The following is a 17,145-nucleotide window of genomic DNA, read 5'->3' as shown; positions in this document are numbered from 1 at the left end:
CGCCCCGATCAAATCGGGGCGTTTTTGTTTGTGGCTCAAGGTCAGGCGTTGCCGGCCAGCTTCAACCGCGCAGCCTGAGTGAAATCGAGCATGCGCTTGAGTGGGCGAATCGCCTGGGGAATCAGCGCCGGGTCGACGAAGATCTCGTTCGAGCCCTCCTTCAGGCACTTCAGCGTGCGCTCAAGGGTGTTCATGGCCATCCACGGGCAATGTGCGCAACTGCGGCATGCCGCGCCGTTACCGGCCGTTGGCGCCTCGATGAAGACCTTGTCCGGGCACAGCTGCTGCATCTTGTAGAAGATGCCGCGGTCGGTAGCGACGATCAGGGTCTTGTTCGGCAGCGTTTGTGCGGCAGCGATCAACTGGCTGGTGGAACCGACGGCGTCCGCCAGTTCGATCACCGACGTCGGCGACTCCGGGTGCACCAGAATGGCCGCGTCCGGGTACAACGCTTTCATGTCTTCCAGCTGCTTGGATTTGAACTCTTCATGGACGATGCACGCACCGTCCCAGAGCAGCATGTCGGCGCCGGTCTGACGCTGAATGTAGGTGCCCAGGTGCTTGTCCGGGCCCCAGATGATGGTCTCGCCGTTGTCCATCAGGCTTTCGACGATCTCCAGCGCGCAGCTCGATGTCACCACCCAGTCGGCCCGGGCTTTGACCGCCGCCGACGTGTTGGCATACACCACGACCGTGCGCTCGGGATGCTGATCGCAGAACGCCGAGAACTCATCCACCGGGCAACCCAGGTCCAGCGAGCAGGTCGCCTCCAGGGTGGGCATCAGTACACGTTTTTCCGGGTTGAGAATCTTCGCGGTTTCGCCCATGAACTTCACGCCGGCGACCACCACGGTCTTGGCCGGGTGGGCGTTGCCGAAGCGCGCCATTTCCAGTGAGTCTGAAACGCAACCGCCGGTTTCTTCGGCGAGGGCCTGGATGATCGGATCGCAATAAAAGTGGGCAACCAGCACCGCGTCCTGAGCCTTGAGCTCGGCGGCGATGGCGGAACGGTAATAAGCCTCTTCCTCGGCCGTCAGCGGTTTGGGCTGCTTGGCGTCGAGGTGGGCTTGTACCAGAAGGCGTTCGGAAATCTGCGTCATGTTCGCAAGACCTGCAGGCGCATTCGCGCGAAAGTCGAGTATACACCCGGCTCCGGACCGCTTGAGGGTACCGCCGGGAGAGTGAGTTTTATCAGGCACGGACAGCGTTGAAGCTGCGCAAGGCTACAGAATATCCCGGTGATGCAAAAGATGATTCTGACCTGTGTCAGCGCAACGGCACCGAAAGGAGACATGCCCGAATCGCAGGCAAAAAAAAACCCGGAAATCCTCACTTTCGTGGGCCTTCCGGATTTTCTAAACCGCCAAATATGGTGGGTCGTGTGGGATTCGAACCTACGACCAATTGGTTAAAAGCCAACTGCTCTACCAACTGAGCTAACGACCCGCTGTGTGGTGGCGCGTATAATACTGATTTTTAAGGACTATTCAACACCTAATTTGAAAATAATCAAAAATAAGGTGTCGGGTCGCTGATTCCGGCCGCTGCGAAGCCTTCTGCACGCAGTCGGCAGCTGTCGCATTTGCCGCAGGCACGGCCATTATCGTCCGCCTGATAGCAGGAAACAGTCAGCCCGTAGTCAACACCAAGCTTCACGCCGGCCTGGACGATCTGTGCCTTGCTCAGGTTCTGCAACGGAGCCTGGATGCGGAAACCATTGCCTTCTACACCGGCCTTGGTCGCCAGGTTGGCCATGCGCTCGAACGACTCGATGAACTCGGGACGGCAATCCGGGTAGCCGGAGTAGTCCACTGCGTTGACACCAATAAAGATGTCACGAGCGCCCAATACTTCAGCCCAACCCAACGCTAGAGAAAGGAACACCGTGTTGCGCGCCGGCACATAAGTCACCGGAATGCCTTCACCCAGTTCCTCCGGGATATCGATGCTGCTGTCGGTCAGGGCCGAACCGCCCATGCCGTTCAGGTTCAGACCGATCACCTTGTGCTCGACCACGCCCAGATCGCGAGCGACGCGTGCGGCAGCGTGCAACTCTGCGTGAGAGCGCTGGCCGTAATCGAAGCTCATGGTGTAGCAGCGATAGCCTTCGGCGCGGGCCATCGCCACGACCGTGGCCGAGTCCAGGCCGCCGGACAGCAAAATGACCGCACGCTTTTCAGTGGTGTTCAGTTGTTCAGTCATCTCAGCGCCCCGGCTCGTCATTCCACAGATACTTGTGCAGTTGCAATTGCAGGCGTACCGGCAAATTGTCCGCCACCACCCAATCCGCCAGATCCCGAGCATTCAGGTCATGATGGCTCGGGGAAAACAGCACTTCGCCGGCACGCCGCTCAAGACCGTACTGGATCAGCTTGGATACCGCCCAGTCATAGTCTTCCCGCGAGCAGATGACAAACTTCACCTGATCGTTGGGCGTCAGCAACTCGATGTTCTCGTAACGATTGCGATGGGCTTCTTTGGAATCGGGGGTCTTCAGGTCGACAACCCGACTGACCCGCGGATCGACCGCGGAAATATCGAGGGCGCCGCTGGTTTCCAGCGAGACTTCGTAGCCGGCATCACACAACTGCTTGAGCAAAGGAATGGCATTGGGCTGTGCCAGCGGCTCACCGCCGGTGACACAGACGTAGCGCGGGCGAAACCCGGCTACCTGCTCGAGGATGTCGTCGAGTGTACGAATGGTGCCGCCGCTGAACGCGTAGGCACTGTCGCAGTATTGGCAACGCAATGGGCAACCGGTCAGGCGCACAAAAACCGTGGGCAGCCCGGCAGTCCGCGTTTCCCCCTGCAACGAGTAGAAAACTTCGGTGATTCTCAATGTGTCTTGCATAGTCGCCACGGGCGTAACAGCTAAACAGGCTGTCCGCCTCCGTCAGGCACTTCAGGCAACCCCGCCATCGCGTAGATCACCAGAAGCGTGTTTCATAAAAGGGCGTGAATTCTAACGAAAAAACCCGCGACAAGCGCGGGTTTCTTCTAAACGGGTCAAACAGTATTACATGCGCTGCAGATCGCGCTGGGCCAACTGAGCAGCGGAGGTACCCGGATACTGGGACACCACCTGTTGCAGAATGCCTTTGACCTTGTCGGTGTGACCGAGGCGGCGCTCTACGTCAGCCAGCTTGTACAGCGAATCCGGTACTTTGGCATGCTTGGGATAGAGCTGCGAAACCTTGGCAAAAGCCTGACCGGCACCTTGCAGATCGCCTTTGGCCAGGTTCACTTCACCCAACCAGTACTGGGCGTTGCCCGCATATTGGCTGTTCGGGTATTTACGCAGGAAAGCGGCGAAAGCCTGGCTGGCCTTGTCGAAATCCTTGGCCTTGATCAGGTCGAAGGCTGCATCGTAATACAGCTTTTCCTTGGCCGGATCAGCCGGTTCGCCACCCGCGGCAGGTGCCTGGGCGGCCGCAGCGGCCCCGGCTCCAGCGGCGGCACCGGCAGCAGCACTTGCATCGCCACCGGCAGAAGAATTCTCAGGAGTCGCGGCAGGTGCAGCACCGGATCCTATGCGCCGATCAAGATCCTGGTATCGCTCCAGGGATTCTTGCTTCATGCGCGCAACCTGATTCTGCAGTTCTTCGATCACGCCTTGCTGGCGCGATATCTGATCCTGCATTTGTTGCAGTTGGTTGAACAGCATGCCTTGTGCCGAGGCAGGGGCCGAAGCCGCTCCCCCGGCATAGGCGCCGTTCGTACCGTAACCTGCAGGCGGATAACTGCTCCCGCTATTGTTATAACCGGAGTTGTCATCGACCACAGGAACCGCAGCCCACGCCGCAAGCGGCGCGAGGCTGAGAGCCAGAACAGTTACAGCACGACGGCACGTTCGCATATCGAATTACTTACGCAGTTCGACGCGACGGTTTTGAGCCCAGGACTGCTCGTCGTTGCCGGTAGCAACTGGACGCTCTTCGCCGTAGGAAACCAGTTCCAGCTGAGCTGGGGAAACACCTTGCAGTACCAGGTAGCGCTGAACGGCTTTCGCACGACGCTCGCCCAGTGCCATGTTGTACTCACGAGTACCACGTTCGTCGGTGTTGCCTTCCAGAACAACGCGAGCGCCGTTTGCTTTCAGGTCTTTGGCGTGAACGTCCAGAGCGCGCATGGCTTCTGGCTTCAGGTCCGAGCTGTCGTATTCGAAGTAGAAGGTGGTGATTGCGCGCAGAGCAGCTTCTTCGCTCAGGGAACCGTCAACGGCACCAGTGTTTGCGCCGTAACCAGCGTTTGGATCAACAGCGCCTTCACCGGCGTTGTCGCCGCCTTTGGACGAGCAACCTACAGCTACAGCCATGGCCAGAGCCAGCGCAGCAAATTTACCAAACTTCAGCATTTCCATCGTGAAACTCCTAATGAACCCCAGTGTGTTAAGTAAAACGTGTAGCGCCCGCTCACTTCAGGTAAGGGGACCAGGACGGTTCTCTGACTTCGCCTTGAGCGGTAGGAAGCGGGAGCCTAACGCGTCCATTAATGGACACGAGCATCAAGACTCCCCGGCCCTGTTGGCGGGTGGCGTAGATTACCATGGTGCCGTTGGGCGCAACAGTAGGCGACTCGTCCAGAGTGCTATCAGTGAGGATTTTTACACTTCCCCGCTGCAAATCCTGGGCTGCCACCTTGAAATTGGTGAAACCGTCCTGGCGATGGATCATTACCAGGGTCTTTTCATCAGCCGAAAGCTTCGGGTTGGCGTTGTAGTTACCGATAAAGGTCACTCGCTCCGCACCGCCGCCACTTGCACTGGTTTTGTAGATCTGTGGTTTGCCGCCACGGTCCGAGGTGAAGTAGATGGTCGAACCATCCTTGCCCCAGTACGGTTCGGTGTTGATGCCAGGACCTGCGGTCACGCGAGTGATCTGACGCGAAGCCAGGTTCATCACGTAGATGTCCGGGTTGCCGTCTTTCGACAATACGAACGCCAGGCGATCACCATTCGGCGACCAGGCAGGAGCACCGTTCAGGCCTTCGAAGTTGGTGATCTGCTCACGGCGACCGGTGTCGATGTTCTGCATGAAGATGCGTGGACGCTTCTGCTCGAACGACACGTAGGCAATACGCTTGCCGTCCGGTGCGAAACGCGGCGACAGGATTGGCTCGCGCGATTGCAGCAGGGTTACGGCGCGAGCACCGTCATAGTCCGAACGTTGCAGCGTGTAACGGGTGTTCTTCTCGGAGAAGCGTTCAGCCGTCACGTACAGCAGGCGAGTCGAGAACGCACCGTCGATACCGGTGAGTTTCTGGAACGACTGGTCAGAGATGAAGTGCGCCATGTCGCGCAGTTGCTCGGTCGTGCCGGAAACACTGCCGTCCGCCACTTTCTGCTCGGTAGCGACGTTGAACAGAGCCCACTGCACTTGCAAGCGGCCACCGGCCGGCACGATGTTGCCGACCATGATGAACTGAGCACCTACCGCCTTCCAGTCACGGAAGATGATTTCGCTCGGCTGGCTTGGCTGGCTGATCATGTTCTGCTTTGGAATCGGAGCGTAGTAGCCCGAGTTGCGCAGATCGTTACCAACGATTTCAGCAATGTCGTCCGGCAGGACGGCACCGCCCTGGAAGCCGAACGGCACGACGGCAATTGGCGTTGCCTGGGAGCTGCCACTGCTGACCAGGATATTTTTTTCATCTGCCGAAGCCAGTCCTGCAAAGCAGAACATGACTACAAGCAGTCCTCGAAGAAGGTTTCTCACAAGGCTAGATCCTCAGGTGTGAATGTCATCTTGAATGAACGATAGGGTGCGAAATCCGCTGGTTTCAGACCCTGCATTTCGGTCAATCGACCAATATTTTTTACAGCCGCGACGGCAGAGCTGTCGAACGGCGCGTCACCGCTGGAATGAGCAACCGAAACACCGGAGATCGTTCCGTCAGGGAGCATGTTGATTTGCAGTACCACCTTCATGCCTTTACGGGCCGACGGAGGCTGCGCCCAACCTTCAGATGCTCGCGAACGAATCAGATCATCGAAGTTGCCGGCGGTTTCATCACCCACTTCATCTGCCAATGCCTGCTGACGCTCGGTCTTGTCGGACAGCAGGTCGGCCAGAGCCTGAGCCTTCTTGTCCTCGACCGATTTGCGTGCCGCGTCCTGCGCTTTCTTCTTCGCAGCATCGGCAGCAGCTTTCTTCTTGGCATCTTCGGCGACTTTCTTCTTCGCCTCTTCAGCTTCGGATTTCTTCTTGGCGTCTTCGGCGGCTTTCTTCTTCGCGTCTTCGACGATTTTCTTCTTGGCTTCTTCAGCGGCCTCTTTCTTGGCCTCTTCTTCAGCAGCCTTCTTGGCCTCTTCTTCGGCTTTCTTCTTGGCTATATCAGCCAATTGTTTCTCTTCTGCCTTCTTGGCGTCGGCGGCTTTCTTCGCGTCTTCGGTTTTCTTGGCTTCGTCAGCCTTCTTCGCCTGTTCCGCTTTCTTCGCCTCGTCGGCCTTCTTGGCTTCCTCGGCCTTTTGAGCCGCTTCTTCTTTCTTTTGTTCCGCAGCCTTCACCGCTTCCTGCTCGACCTTTTTCTGCTCCATCTGCTCGACTTCGGTCTGACGCGCGGCGGATTTCTTCGCCTCACCCGCAATCTTCTGATTGGTCTGGGTGGTCGCCTGACTTTTCGATTTCAGCTGGTACAGGGTCGCCTGGACAATCGGCTTGGCCACCGGCAGCTCAGGCGTCAGGGCAAAACTGACGAACAGCATGCCGAACACCAGCACGTGCAAGCCAATCGCCCAGACACTAGGCCAGAAGTAGCTTTCCGAGGCGGACGGCTCTCGCTGTTGCTGCATCAGGGGGCCTCGGTAATCAAGCCAACATTACCGACCCCGGCTTTCTGCAACCCGCCCATGGCGCCCATGACGGAGCCATAATCGACGGACTTGTCGCCACGGATGAAGACCTGGGTACGCTTGCCGCCTTCAGTGCCGGCGCGAATGATCTTGGTCACCGCATCGGTCATCTGCGGCAGGGTCATGGCCCTGTCCTGTTGCTTTTCAGTATCGACTTCGCTGCCAAGGTTCCAGTAGTAGGTCTTGTCAGCCTTGATCGAAATGGTCAGCACCTGGGTGTTGTTGTCCTGCGGCAAGGCTTCGCTGGAAACCTTGGGCAGATCCACTTTCACGCCCTGATTGAGCATCGGCGCAGTCACCATGAAGATGACCAGCAGCACCAGCATCACGTCGATGTAAGGCACTACGTTCATCTCGGCGACCGGCTTGCGCTTGTGTCGGGCTCGAGTGATTAAAGCCATCGGGAAATACCTGCTTATTCTTCGCTGGTGTGCACTTTGCGGTGCAGGATCGCCTGGAATTCATCGGCGAAGGTGTAGTAGCGGCTCAGCAAGGTTTCGCTGCGGGCAGAGAAACGGTTGTAAGCGATAACGGCCGGGATCGCGGCGAACAGGCCGATCGCGGTGGCGATCAGGGCTTCGGCGATGCCTGGAGCCACAGTGGCCAGAGTGGCCTGTTGTGCGCTGGCCAGGCCGCGGAAGGAGTTCATGATCCCCCAGACGGTACCGAACAGACCGATGTACGGGCTGACCGAACCTACGGTGGCGAGGAATGGCAGGCTCTGCTCGAGCTTTTCTTCCTCGCGGGAGATGGCAACACGCATGGCACGGGCCACGCCTTCCATCACTGCTTCAGGATCGACACCCGGCTGCTGGCGCAGGCGCGAGAACTCTTTGAAGCCGGCACGGAAGATCTGCTCGACGCCCGAATCCGGATCCGGGTTGCTGCCGGCCTGACGATAGAGCTTGGACAGGTCGATACCCGACCAGAAGCGCTCCTCGAAGCTCTCCAGGGCACGTCGACCGGCGCGTATCAGATTGCTGCGCTGAAAGATCATGATCCATGAGGTCACCGATGCGGCCACCAGAGTCAACATTACCAACTGCACCACGATGCTGGCATTGCTGACCAGGCTCCACATGGAGGAATGGTCGACGACGTTAGCTTCCACGCTTTATCTCCTGCTTTAAGTGTGTACCCGTGCCGACCGCGTCGGCGAAAGCCGCACGCAAGTCTTCGGGAAGGGCCCGGGGTTTCAAACTGTTAGTGCGCACACAGGCCACCAGAAACTGCCCCTCACAGAGCAGCACATTATCCGTTGCCCGCCTGACCTGCTGTCTGAAGCGCAGGCTGGCACGGTTCAATTCGATTACATCAGCGCTTACCAGCAGCTCGTCGTCCAGTCGCGCCGGCGCGTGGTAACGCGCTTCGCTGGAGTGCACGACGAACAACAGGTCCTCCCCTGCCAGCGCCGACTGGGCAAAGCCCAGCTCCCGGAGCCGCTCGGTTCGAGCCCGTTCCATAAACTTGAGGTAATTAACGTAATACACGATGCCGCCCGCATCGGTGTCCTCGTAATAAACGCGACAACGATGTGCGAACGACTCAAGCCCGTTTTGCGCGCGCATACTCTAGTGCTTACTCCTCGGGTTGCCAATCCAGCCAGGCAACTGTTTTTCATTGTTCGAAGGCTTTACCGCAAAAGTACCGTCCTGAGACAGTACAAACGCTGAATAAATCGACAATAAATGTGTATTAATCGTCCACGGCATCGAGAAACTCGTCTACCACAGGCATCTCGCCCATTCGTGACGGAATGTTTAAACCAAAATGCAGGTACGCGTGCCGGGTGACCACCCTGCCCCGTGGCGTACGCATGATGTAACCCTGCTGTATCAGGTACGGCTCCAGCACATCTTCGATGGTGTGGCGTTCTTCGCTGATCGCCGCCGCCAGGCTGTCGATACCGACCGGGCCGCCATCGAACTTCTCGATCATGGTCAACAGCAAACGCCGGTCCTGATGATCGAAGCCGTGTTCGTCGACATCCAGCAGGTTCAGCGCCAGGTCGGCGACGGACTTGGTGATGTGACCCTTGGCCCGAACTTCGGCGAAATCCCGCACCCGGCGCAACAACCGGTTAGCGATCCGCGGCGTACCCCGAGCACGACGGGCAATCTCGAAGGCACCTTCCGGGTCCAGCGGCAGACCGAGGATGTTCGCCGAACGGCTGACGATCGTCGCCAGGTCGGCAGTGCTGTAGAACTCAAGACGCTGGACGATACCGAAACGGTCACGCAACGGGTTGGTCAGCATCCCCGCCCGCGTCGTTGCGCCAACAAGAGTGAACGGCGGCAGATCAAGCTTGATCGAACGCGCCGCCGGCCCCTCACCGATCATGATGTCGAGCTGGAAATCTTCCATCGCCGGATACAGCACTTCTTCGACGATTGGCGACAGACGATGGATTTCATCGATGAACAGCACGTCGTGCGGCTCAAGATTGGTCAGCAGCGCCGCCAGATCTCCCGGCCGTTCAAGCACCGGGCCCGAAGTACTTTTGATCGACACGCCCATTTCCTGGGCAATGATGTTAGCCAGCGTGGTCTTGCCCAAACCCGGCGGGCCGAAGATCAAGGTGTGGTCGAGGGATTCGCTACGGCCACGGGCGGCCTGGATAAACAGCTCCATCTGCTCGCGAACGGTCGGCTGGCCGATGTATTCGGCCAGGCTGACGGGACGTATCGCCCGATCCTGGACTTCTTCGCGCTCACGCGGACTGTGCGTGGCGGCGATCAGACGATCAGCTTCAATCACTTAAATCATTCCCTTCAGGGCGCGTCGGATCATGTCTTCGCTGCTCAAGCCTTTCTCTTTGATCGCGGAAATCGCCTTGCTTGCTTCCTGCGGCTTGTAGCCCAGGGAAATCAGCGCGCTGACCGCGTCGTTCTCGGCGGTGTTGACCGGCGCCGGGCCGTCCGGCTGGTTCGGCACCAGCGCAAACATGGCCGGCGAGGTTTCCCACGCCTTGAAGCGATCCTTGAGCTCCACCAGCAGACGCTCGGCGGTTTTCTTGCCCACACCCGGCACCTTGGTCAGCGCCGAGGTGTCCTGGGACTGCACGCAACGAATCAGCTCATCGACTTCCAGGCTCGACATCAAGGCCAGGGCCAGTTTCGGCCCCACACCATTGAGACGGATCAACTCGCGAAAAAAGTCTCGCTCACGCTTGCCGGCAAAACCATAGAGTAACTGCGCGTCTTCGCGCACGACCAGATGGGTGTGCAGGGTCAGCGGTTCACCGACCGACGGCAGGCGATACAAGGTGGTCATGGGCACTTCCAGCTCATACCCGAGGCCGTTTACATCCAGAATCAGGTGCGGCGGCTGTTTTTCAGCGAGGGTGCCGCGCAAGCGTCCAATCACGTTTCAGATCCTTGAGCGTTGGCCAGCCGTGGGCTGGCGACAATCAGAACGAAGAAACTCCGGCCGACAACACAGGCGCGCAAGTCCACATTCCGTAAATTTGATGCTGATGCTATCAGAGACGCAGGCGCCCGCCACGACTGCGTGCGGTTCCCAGACCGTGCGGCAGCAGACTGGAGCGAGTGTGCGCATGGCAAATGGCAATGGCCAGGGCGTCCGAGGCATCGATTTGCGGCTTGCTGGTCAGTTTGAGCATGTGCATGACCATCATCTGCACCTGCTCTTTATTGGCGGCGCCGGTGCCGACCACGGCCTGTTTGACCTGGGTGGCCGTGTACTCGGCGATCTCCAGGCTCTCTTCGGCGCCTGCAACGATAGCGGCCCCACGGGCCTGCCCAAGCTTCAGCGCCGAATCGGCGTTTTTCGCCATGAACACTTTTTCGATGCCCATGGTCACCGGGCCATAGGTCTGGATAATCTCGCGTACGCCGCGATAGACGATTTGCAGGCGCTCGTGCAGCTCACCGGCGCCAGTTCGGATGCAGCCCGAGGCGACATAGATGCAACCGCCGCGTCCGGCATCACGAACAATGCCGTAACCGGTAATGCGCGAACCGGGGTCGATACCAAGAATTAAAGTCATAAGCCTGCAGGTTCGAAAAAACACAAAAACAAATGTGGGAGCTGGCTTGCCCGCGATCACACAGGCAAGTCCGCTCCCACATTGAATCCTAGTCGCTCTTAACCGAGCTGAGCAGCCACGTCTTCCGGAATGTCCGCGTTGGAGTAGACGTTCTGCACGTCGTCCAGGTCTTCCAGCATGTCGATCAACTTGAGCACCTTCTCCGCCCCTTCCAGATCCAGTTCGGCGCTGGTGGTCGGCTGCATGACGATTTCCGCGTCGTCACCCTTGAAACCGGCCGCTTCCAGCGCGTTTCGCACAGCGTAGAAGCTGGTGAACGAGGTGAACACGTCAATCGAGCCGTCTTCATGAGTGACCACGTCATCGGCGTCGGCTTCCAGCGCCGCTTCCGTCAGCGCGTCTTCGTCGACACCCGGCGCAAAGCTGATCTGGCCCTTGCGCTCGAACAGATACGCCACCGAGCCGTCAGTACCGAGGTTGCCGCCACACTTGCTGAACGCATGACGCACGGCCGCAGCGGTACGGTTGCGGTTGTCGGTCATGCACTCGACCATCACCGCCACGCCACCCGGGCCATAACCTTCGTAGGTCAGTTCTTCAACGTTGTCCGCCTCGGTCGCACCGGCGCCACGGGCCACCGCACGATCGATGATGTCGCGGCTCATGTTGGCGCCCAGCGCCTTGTCCAGGGCCAGACGCAGACGCGGGTTGGAACCCGGATCGCCACCGCCCTGACGGGCCGCAACGGTCAGTTCACGGATCCACTTGGTGAAGATCTTGCCTCGTTTGGCATCCTGACGTTCTTTGCGGTGCTTGATGTTCGCCCACTTGGAATGACCTGCCATATCTCGCTCCGAATTCTCTTTGAAACGTTGCCCGCCATGCTCGCGCATCGGCCGGCAAACACAAAATTGCGACCTGCTTTCATGGGGGTACAGAAAGAAAAAAGGCGCATCCGAAGATGCGCCTTCAGGCCCGTCTTACTCAGCCTTTGGCGTTTCGCGCAAACGAATGTGCAATTCGCGCAATGCCTTGGCATCCACAACACCCGGCGCCTGCGTCATCACGTCGGCAGCACTCTGGGTTTTCGGGAAGGCGATCACTTCACGGATCGACTGGGCACCGGTCATCAGCATCACCAGACGGTCCAGACCAAAGGCCAGACCACCGTGCGGCGGCGCACCGTATTTCAGGGCGTCGAGCAGGAAGCCGAACTTCTCTTCCTGTTCCGCTTCGTTGATGCCCAACAGGCGGAATACCGCTTGCTGCATCTCTTTACGGTGGATACGGATCGAACCGCCACCCAGCTCGGTGCCGTTCAGCACCATGTCGTAGGCACGGGACAGAGCGCCCGCCGGGTTGGCTTCGAGCTCTTCCGGGGTGCACTTCGGCGCAGTGAACGGGTGATGCAGAGCAGAGAAGCTGCCGTCATCGTTCTCTTCGAACATCGGGAAGTCGACGACCCACATCGGCGCCCACTTGCAGGTCAGCAGGTTCAGGTCGTGACCGAGCTTGATACGCAGCGCGCCCAGGGCTTCGCTGACGATCTTGGCCTTGTCGGCGCCGAAGAACACGATATCGCCATCAACTGCACCGACGCGATCGAGGATCACGTTCAGGTTGGCTTCCGGGATGTTTTTCACGATCGGCGATTGCAGACCTTCAACACCGGCAGCACGCTCGTTGACCTTGATGTACGCCAGGCCCTTGGCACCGTAGATGCCGACGAACTTGGTGTAGTCGTCGATCTGCTTGCGCGGCATGCTCGCGCCGCCTGGAACGCGCAGTGCGGCGATACGGCATTTCGGATCGTTGGCCGGGCCGCTGAACACCTTGAAATCGACTTCTTTCAGTTGATCGGCAACGTCGACCAGTTCCAGCGGGATACGCAGGTCTGGCTTGTCGGAACCGTAACGGCGCATGGCTTCTTCGAAAGTCATGTGCGGGAACTCGCCGAATTCCAGATCCAGCACTTCCTTGAACAGGTTGCGGATCATTTGCTCGGTCAGGCCCATGATCTCTTTTTCATCGAGGAAGCTGGTCTCGATGTCGATCTGGGTGAATTCCGGCTGACGGTCGGCGCGCAGGTCTTCGTCACGGAAGCACTTGGCGATCTGGTAGTAACGGTCGAAGCCGGCGACCATCAGCAGTTGCTTGAACAGCTGTGGCGATTGCGGCAGCGCGAAGAACGAACCGGCGTGAGTACGGCTCGGTACCAGGTAGTCGCGCGCGCCTTCCGGCGTTGCACGGGTCAGGATCGGCGTTTCAACGTCGAGGAAGCCGTTTTCGTCCAGGAAGCGACGGATGCTGGTGGTCATGCGCGAACGCAGACGCAGCTTCTCGGCCATTTCCGGACGACGCAGATCGAGGAAGCGATAGCGCAGGCGGGTCTCTTCGCCAACGTCGGAGAACTCGTTCAGCGGGAACGGCGGGGTTTCCGACTCGTTCAGCACTTCCAGCTCGTAGCCCAGGACTTCGATCATGCCCGACGCCATGTTGGCGTTGGTGGCACCGGCCGGACGCAGACGCACCTTGCCGGTGATCTTCACGACGTATTCGCTGCGCACGCGGTCGGCGGCGGCGAAGCTCTCGGCGCGATCCGGGTCGAACACCACCTGGGCCAGACCATCACGATCACGGATATCGAGGAAAATCACCCCGCCGTGGTCGCGGCGACGGTGAACCCATCCGCAAAGGGTAATTTCCTGGCCTTCCAGGCTTTCGTTCAGTTGGCCGCAATAATGGCTGCGCATCATGGTAGTGGTTTCGCTTCTCGTAATTCGAAATTCGGTGGAGATCCATCGCACTCAAGCTATGTGCGACCGGTGGATACTCGCGCGTGTCGTTCGACCTGGGTCTGAACCCTAGTCAGATTTGTCGCCACCGGCCAGATTCTTCTTCGCGCCGGTCTTGAAATCGGTTTCGTACCAACCGCTGCCGCTGAGGCGAAAGCCTGGCATGGACAGCTGTTTCTTGAGCTCTGGTGCCTGACAGGCAGGGCAATCGATCAGCGGTGCATCACTGATCTTTTGAATGGCTTCCAACTGATGACCACAGGAAGCACATTGGTAATCGTACATCGGCATGGCGTTGTCTCGGCGATCAGATTGCCAGCTCCCGCAGGGCGGTGTGGCGAAAGAGCGGGATTATATCCATTAAATGCGGCCTGTGCAGCCGGAAGACTGCACAGGCCGCCCAGTCATTGACAACCCCCGGTGGTCACCGGGGCATCGCGCAAGCCATGTACGACACACACCACCCGTACCAGACCGCTGAAGTTCTTCACGCCACCATGACGCAAGTGCACTTCGCGGTCGACACGGGATAACAACGTGCCGACCGAACAGCAATTCTCCTCGGCCATGCGACCCAGAATATTCCAGTAGACCTGTTCCAGCCGCATGCAGGTCGCAAACCCGTTCAAACGCACCGACCGGGCCAATGGCCGGATCAATGCCATGTCGAATTCGTCAAGAAACGGCGCCGCGGCTCGGTCCTGCTGTGAGCCGATGGCGATTTCACTTCGCCTGTCTCCACCTTCCATATCGTTGACACTCCTTTGCCATCGCTGCTTGTTTTCAAGGCAACATCCTGTGACCTCATTAAAAGCGCAGGGGCAAAGGTATATCCAGACGACTTTTTGACCGTCGACGTAGGATAAGCCAACACAACAGGGAGGATCATGGACCAGCGAAGTGCTTACTTCGCTTCCTACAATAGCGAACGCTTTTTCCCGGCCAAAACGGGCGCACGACCCACAAACGGTGTCCGTGCGCCTCGGGCGATCAGGCTTCGAGCAGTGCCCTGAGCATCCACGCGGTTTTCTCGTGGACTTGCATGCGTTGGGTCAGAAGATCAGCCGTCGGCTCGTCACTGACTTTATCCAGCAGCGGGAAAATCCCCCGCGCAGTGCGAGTGACCGCTTCCTGGCCTTCGACCAGTTGTTTGATCATGTCCTCGGCACTCGGCACGCCCACTTCTTCTTTAATAGAGGAAAGACGCGCGTAAGTCGCATAGGCGCCCGGCGCAGGGAAACCCAGGGCGCGGATGCGCTCGGCGATCGAGTCCACGGCCAGGGCCAGTTCGTTGTATTGCTCTTCGAACATCAGGTGCAGGGTCCGGAACATCGGCCCGGTGACGTTCCAGTGGAAGTTGTGGGTTTTCAGATACAGCACATAGGTGTCCGACAGCAGACGCGAAAGCCCTTCGACGATGGATTTGCGGTCTTCTTCACTGATACCGATATCGATTGCCATGCTTACCCCCTAACGGCGATTGAATTCATCCAGCAGGTGTCGGTTCACTGTAGCAAGGCCTCCCCCCCATGGCAGCCCCCGTATCGACCCGATAGAGGCGACAAATCGCCCCACGCCCTGCCGCTGGCCGGCGTTATTTGAGTAGCTGCAGGCTTTACTGTTAAATAGGCAGTGTGTCGCTACGCCCTGTTTTCCGGGTGTTGCGCATAGGCTGATGCCGGGCACGTGTCCAACGCCTCTTATTGTTCCGAAGCGAACCGTGCGCCTTCAGCTCTTCCTTGTGAGCCGTCATAACGTGAGTCATTAAAAATGTTGAAAATCGTCCACCTGCTAATGGGCGCAGCAGCCTTGCTGCTGTCCTTCATACCTAGCTTGAGATCCGAAGCCGTACCTTACCTGCAACAACCCGATGCACTTTACCTGGCCTTTTTCGGCCTGCTGAACCTGGTTCTCGCTCCAGTGATCCCGTACTGGAACAAAGGCCCGCGCCAGCATCTGCAAAATCTGGTCAGCGCATTGCTGGTACTGACCGTCGTCCTGCAAACCCTGACCCTGATCGCGCCGATGCCTGTCATCGCCGGCCAGCCAGCTGTGCTGTTCAGCCTGGTCATTGCTCTGGTTGCCGTGGCCGTGCACCTGGCCGTCAGCTTCTATAAATCCTCACCGGCCGCCGCCGCGCAAAGCTACGACATGAGCAACCGCGATACCGGCACCGTCAAGTGGTTCAACACCTCCAAGGGCTTCGGCTTTATCTCCCGGGATTCCGGCGATGATATTTTCGTGCACTTTCGCGCCATCCGTGGCGAAGGCCACCGCGTTCTGGTCGAAGGCCAGCGCGTGGAGTTCTCGGTGATGAACCGTGACAAAGGCCTGCAAGCTGAAGACGTGATCGCCGCCCTGCCGCGTCGCTGATCTGAAACGAAAAAACCGCGAACAGCCTGGCTGTTCGCGGTTTTCTTTTTTTACAGGATCATGCCCACACAAAATGCAGAAGCTCAGTAGTGCGGCGGCGGCGCGTCTTCTTCGAAGGACCCGAACTGGCCGACCATTTCTTCCTGCCGCTTCAGCAGCGCGGCCATCTGTAACTGCAGACGCTCCACCACCCTCTGTTGCGCCACCAGCACGTCGTTCAACGCCTGAATGGTGTCGTCCTGAAACGCCAGACGGCTTTCCAGATCGTTGACGCGTTCTTCCAGGCTCATGATCAAACCTCCAGAAACTTGAAATCGTCGTCCAGCACCAGGCGCAGGCGCTCGCGGATCGCGGCTACCTGCTCGGCGCTGTAAGGTTTGGCGGGGTGCTTGCCCCAGACCGGCGCCGGCCATGCGGCATCATCACGTTTGCGCACGATCACATGCATGTGCAGCTGGCTGACAACGTTACCCAAGGTGGCAACGTTCATCTTGTCGGCATCGAACGAGTCCTTGAGCACCTCCGCCAGGGCTGTGGTTTCCTGCCACAGACGCTGCTGGTCGGCGACATCCAATTGAAACAACTCGCTGATATCGTCGCGACGAGGTACCAGGATGAACCAGGGGTAGTTGGCGTCGTTGGACAGCAGCAGCCGGCAGAGCGGGAAGTCGCCGATGATCAGCGTGTCCTGTTGAAGTCGTGAATCTAAAGCAAACACTGGGTGTACTCCCGGCTGATCGACAATATTCAGCTTAGTGGGCCAGCCCGGTGGAGGGCGCACTAAACGACAGGACGGCAGCATACCTTCGAATGCCCTGCCCTTCACGATGAAGCGGCGCCCCGACATGGAACATTTCTGGCGATCGCGCACCAGCACGAGACCCACCGAGCCAGGCAACACGCCGGAATGACCGCGACTCACTACCGCGTTCAGGGTCATGACAGGGTGCAAGTGTTTGAATTCAGTACAGCCAGAAAAAATATTTGCACCAAAACCGTACAGTGCGTCTACGCTCAATGGCTCGGGCATCCGCCAAATACTCACTGACAGGGTGAACCGGTAACGTTTTTGGTTGTCATGCGCAAAAACGCGCGAGGCAACACCAAGCGAGCAAGCG

At 58.7% G+C, this 17,145-nt stretch carries 21 protein-coding genes and 1 tRNA gene; 1 reads left to right on the top strand and 21 read right to left on the bottom strand.

The window, feature by feature from the left end:
- Positions 1 to 41: 41 nt before the first annotated feature.
- The 19 genes from nadA to AC1RR7_RS17385 all read right to left on the bottom strand — a co-directional run bounded on the left by nadA (position 42) and on the right by AC1RR7_RS17385 (position 15,115).
- On the bottom strand, positions 42 to 1,100 hold the full coding sequence (nadA, locus tag AC1RR7_RS17475; protein ID WP_096818286.1) for a quinolinate synthase NadA: 1,059 nt from the start codon (positions 1,098 to 1,100) through the stop codon (positions 42 to 44).
- Positions 1,101 to 1,370: 270 nt separating this feature from the next.
- Positions 1,371 to 1,446 (bottom strand) — tRNA-Lys (locus AC1RR7_RS17470).
- A 63-nt stretch (positions 1,447 to 1,509) separates the two neighbouring features.
- Positions 1,510 to 2,202 carry a 7-cyano-7-deazaguanine synthase QueC gene (queC, locus tag AC1RR7_RS17465; RefSeq protein WP_085730268.1) on the bottom strand — a complete coding sequence of 231 codons (693 nt, stop codon included), beginning with the start codon at positions 2,200 to 2,202 and terminating at the stop codon, positions 1,510 to 1,512.
- Position 2,203: 1 nt separating this feature from the next.
- Complete coding sequence (queE, locus tag AC1RR7_RS17460; protein ID WP_007951198.1) at positions 2,204 to 2,851, bottom strand: 7-carboxy-7-deazaguanine synthase QueE; 648 nt, start codon at positions 2,849 to 2,851, stop codon at positions 2,204 to 2,206.
- Positions 2,852 to 3,016: 165 nt separating this feature from the next.
- Positions 3,017 to 3,856 (bottom strand): tol-pal system protein YbgF, encoded by an 840-nt coding sequence (gene ybgF, locus AC1RR7_RS17455; protein ID WP_096818288.1) that lies wholly within the window; start codon positions 3,854 to 3,856, stop codon positions 3,017 to 3,019.
- 6 nt (positions 3,857 to 3,862) lie between these two features.
- Positions 3,863 to 4,360, bottom strand: a complete 498-nt coding sequence (pal, locus tag AC1RR7_RS17450) for a peptidoglycan-associated lipoprotein Pal (protein ID WP_003178634.1) — start codon at positions 4,358 to 4,360, stop codon at positions 3,863 to 3,865.
- Positions 4,361 to 4,412: 52 nt separating this feature from the next.
- Entirely contained in the window at positions 4,413 to 5,681 is a 1,269-nt protein-coding gene (gene tolB, locus AC1RR7_RS17445; protein ID WP_217993298.1) for a Tol-Pal system beta propeller repeat protein TolB, read from the bottom strand.
- 29 nt (positions 5,682 to 5,710) lie between these two features.
- A complete protein-coding gene (tolA, locus tag AC1RR7_RS17440) occupies positions 5,711 to 6,790 on the bottom strand; it encodes a cell envelope integrity protein TolA (protein ID WP_096818292.1) in 1,080 nt (359 codons plus the stop codon).
- Positions 6,790 to 7,242 (bottom strand): protein TolR, encoded by a 453-nt coding sequence (tolR, locus tag AC1RR7_RS17435; protein ID WP_162803534.1) that lies wholly within the window; start codon positions 7,240 to 7,242, stop codon positions 6,790 to 6,792. The genes tolA and tolR overlap by 1 nt, the downstream gene beginning before the upstream one ends.
- A 23-nt stretch (positions 7,243 to 7,265) precedes the next feature.
- On the bottom strand, positions 7,266 to 7,961 hold the full coding sequence (gene tolQ / locus AC1RR7_RS17430) for a protein TolQ (RefSeq protein WP_039766018.1): 696 nt from the start codon (positions 7,959 to 7,961) through the stop codon (positions 7,266 to 7,268).
- Positions 7,951 to 8,418, bottom strand: a complete 468-nt coding sequence (gene ybgC / locus AC1RR7_RS17425) for a tol-pal system-associated acyl-CoA thioesterase (RefSeq protein WP_096818294.1) — start codon at positions 8,416 to 8,418, stop codon at positions 7,951 to 7,953. The genes tolQ and ybgC overlap by 11 nt, the downstream gene beginning before the upstream one ends.
- Positions 8,419 to 8,545: 127 nt before the next feature.
- Positions 8,546 to 9,607 carry a Holliday junction branch migration DNA helicase RuvB gene (gene ruvB / locus AC1RR7_RS17420; protein ID WP_096818296.1) on the bottom strand — a complete coding sequence of 354 codons (1,062 nt, stop codon included), beginning with the start codon at positions 9,605 to 9,607 and terminating at the stop codon, positions 8,546 to 8,548.
- Positions 9,608 to 10,216: a Holliday junction branch migration protein RuvA gene (gene ruvA, locus AC1RR7_RS17415; protein WP_007951205.1), complete on the bottom strand. Its 609-nt coding sequence runs from the start codon at positions 10,214 to 10,216 to the stop codon at positions 9,608 to 9,610. It lies immediately after the preceding gene.
- Positions 10,217 to 10,331: 115 nt separating this feature from the next.
- Positions 10,332 to 10,859, bottom strand: a complete 528-nt coding sequence (gene ruvC / locus AC1RR7_RS17410) for a crossover junction endodeoxyribonuclease RuvC (protein ID WP_115078986.1) — start codon at positions 10,857 to 10,859, stop codon at positions 10,332 to 10,334.
- A 98-nt stretch (positions 10,860 to 10,957) separates the two neighbouring features.
- Positions 10,958 to 11,704 carry a YebC/PmpR family DNA-binding transcriptional regulator gene (locus AC1RR7_RS17405; RefSeq protein ID WP_085709622.1) on the bottom strand — a complete coding sequence of 249 codons (747 nt, stop codon included), beginning with the start codon at positions 11,702 to 11,704 and terminating at the stop codon, positions 10,958 to 10,960.
- A 135-nt stretch (positions 11,705 to 11,839) separates the two neighbouring features.
- Positions 11,840 to 13,615: an aspartate--tRNA ligase gene (gene aspS, locus AC1RR7_RS17400; RefSeq protein WP_096818297.1), complete on the bottom strand. Its 1,776-nt coding sequence runs from the start codon at positions 13,613 to 13,615 to the stop codon at positions 11,840 to 11,842.
- Positions 13,616 to 13,723: 108 nt separating this feature from the next.
- On the bottom strand, positions 13,724 to 13,945 hold the full coding sequence (locus tag AC1RR7_RS17395) for an FmdB family zinc ribbon protein (RefSeq protein WP_096818299.1): 222 nt from the start codon (positions 13,943 to 13,945) through the stop codon (positions 13,724 to 13,726).
- Positions 13,946 to 14,058: 113 nt separating this feature from the next.
- Positions 14,059 to 14,403: a ribbon-helix-helix domain-containing protein gene (locus AC1RR7_RS17390; RefSeq protein ID WP_102621273.1), complete on the bottom strand. Its 345-nt coding sequence runs from the start codon at positions 14,401 to 14,403 to the stop codon at positions 14,059 to 14,061.
- Between the two features lie 241 nt (positions 14,404 to 14,644).
- Positions 14,645 to 15,115 (bottom strand): Dps family protein, encoded by a 471-nt coding sequence (locus AC1RR7_RS17385; RefSeq protein WP_039766007.1) that lies wholly within the window; start codon positions 15,113 to 15,115, stop codon positions 14,645 to 14,647.
- A gap of 309 nt (positions 15,116 to 15,424) precedes the next feature.
- On the opposite strand from AC1RR7_RS17385, the gene AC1RR7_RS17380 reads away from it, so the two are divergent.
- A complete protein-coding gene (locus tag AC1RR7_RS17380) occupies positions 15,425 to 16,027 on the top strand; it encodes a cold-shock protein (RefSeq protein WP_096818303.1) in 603 nt (200 codons plus the stop codon).
- A gap of 83 nt (positions 16,028 to 16,110) precedes the next feature.
- Here the strand turns inward: AC1RR7_RS17380 and AC1RR7_RS17375 are convergent, their stop codons facing one another.
- Both AC1RR7_RS17375 and AC1RR7_RS17370 read right to left on the bottom strand, forming a co-directional pair.
- Complete coding sequence (locus AC1RR7_RS17375) at positions 16,111 to 16,317, bottom strand: SlyX family protein (protein ID WP_096818305.1); 207 nt, start codon at positions 16,315 to 16,317, stop codon at positions 16,111 to 16,113.
- Between the two features lie 2 nt (positions 16,318 to 16,319).
- Positions 16,320 to 16,745, bottom strand: a complete 426-nt coding sequence (locus tag AC1RR7_RS17370) for an HIT family protein (protein ID WP_273538305.1) — start codon at positions 16,743 to 16,745, stop codon at positions 16,320 to 16,322.
- Positions 16,746 to 17,145 lie beyond the last annotated feature (400 nt).

It is taken from the genome of Pseudomonas sp. GW821-FHT11G12, assembly GCF_058808055.1.
This window is presented reverse-complemented; position numbering and strand designations above follow the sequence as displayed.

What these genes read in the sequence shown, in the direction of transcription:
- nadA (WP_096818286.1), bottom strand. Translation starts at nt 1,100, where the DNA reads ATGACGCAGATTTCCGAACGCCTTCTGGTACAAGCCCACCTCGACGCC.
- queC (WP_085730268.1), bottom strand. Translation starts at nt 2,202, where the DNA reads ATGACTGAACAACTGAACACCACTGAAAAGCGTGCGGTCATTTTGCTG.
- queE (WP_007951198.1), bottom strand. Translation starts at nt 2,851, where the DNA reads ATGCAAGACACATTGAGAATCACCGAAGTTTTCTACTCGTTGCAGGGG.
- ybgF (WP_096818288.1), bottom strand. Translation starts at nt 3,856, where the DNA reads ATGCGAACGTGCCGTCGTGCTGTAACTGTTCTGGCTCTCAGCCTCGCG.
- pal (WP_003178634.1), bottom strand. Translation starts at nt 4,360, where the DNA reads ATGGAAATGCTGAAGTTTGGTAAATTTGCTGCGCTGGCTCTGGCCATG.
- tolB (WP_217993298.1), bottom strand. Translation starts at nt 5,681, where the DNA reads ATGTTCTGCTTTGCAGGACTGGCTTCGGCAGATGAAAAAAATATCCTG.
- tolA (WP_096818292.1), bottom strand. Translation starts at nt 6,790, where the DNA reads ATGCAGCAACAGCGAGAGCCGTCCGCCTCGGAAAGCTACTTCTGGCCT.
- ybgC (WP_096818294.1), bottom strand. Translation starts at nt 8,418, where the DNA reads ATGCGCGCGCAAAACGGGCTTGAGTCGTTCGCACATCGTTGTCGCGTT.
- ruvC (WP_115078986.1), bottom strand. Translation starts at nt 10,859, where the DNA reads ATGACTTTAATTCTTGGTATCGACCCCGGTTCGCGCATTACCGGTTAC.
- AC1RR7_RS17405 (WP_085709622.1), bottom strand. Translation starts at nt 11,704, where the DNA reads ATGGCAGGTCATTCCAAGTGGGCGAACATCAAGCACCGCAAAGAACGT.
- aspS (WP_096818297.1), bottom strand. Translation starts at nt 13,615, where the DNA reads ATGATGCGCAGCCATTATTGCGGCCAACTGAACGAAAGCCTGGAAGGC.
- AC1RR7_RS17395 (WP_096818299.1), bottom strand. Translation starts at nt 13,945, where the DNA reads ATGCCGATGTACGATTACCAATGTGCTTCCTGTGGTCATCAGTTGGAA.
- AC1RR7_RS17390 (WP_102621273.1), bottom strand. Translation starts at nt 14,403, where the DNA reads ATGGAAGGTGGAGACAGGCGAAGTGAAATCGCCATCGGCTCACAGCAG.
- AC1RR7_RS17385 (WP_039766007.1), bottom strand. Translation starts at nt 15,115, where the DNA reads ATGGCAATCGATATCGGTATCAGTGAAGAAGACCGCAAATCCATCGTC.
- AC1RR7_RS17380 (WP_096818303.1), top strand. Translation starts at nt 15,425, where the DNA reads ATGTTGAAAATCGTCCACCTGCTAATGGGCGCAGCAGCCTTGCTGCTG.
- AC1RR7_RS17375 (WP_096818305.1), bottom strand. Translation starts at nt 16,317, where the DNA reads ATGAGCCTGGAAGAACGCGTCAACGATCTGGAAAGCCGTCTGGCGTTT.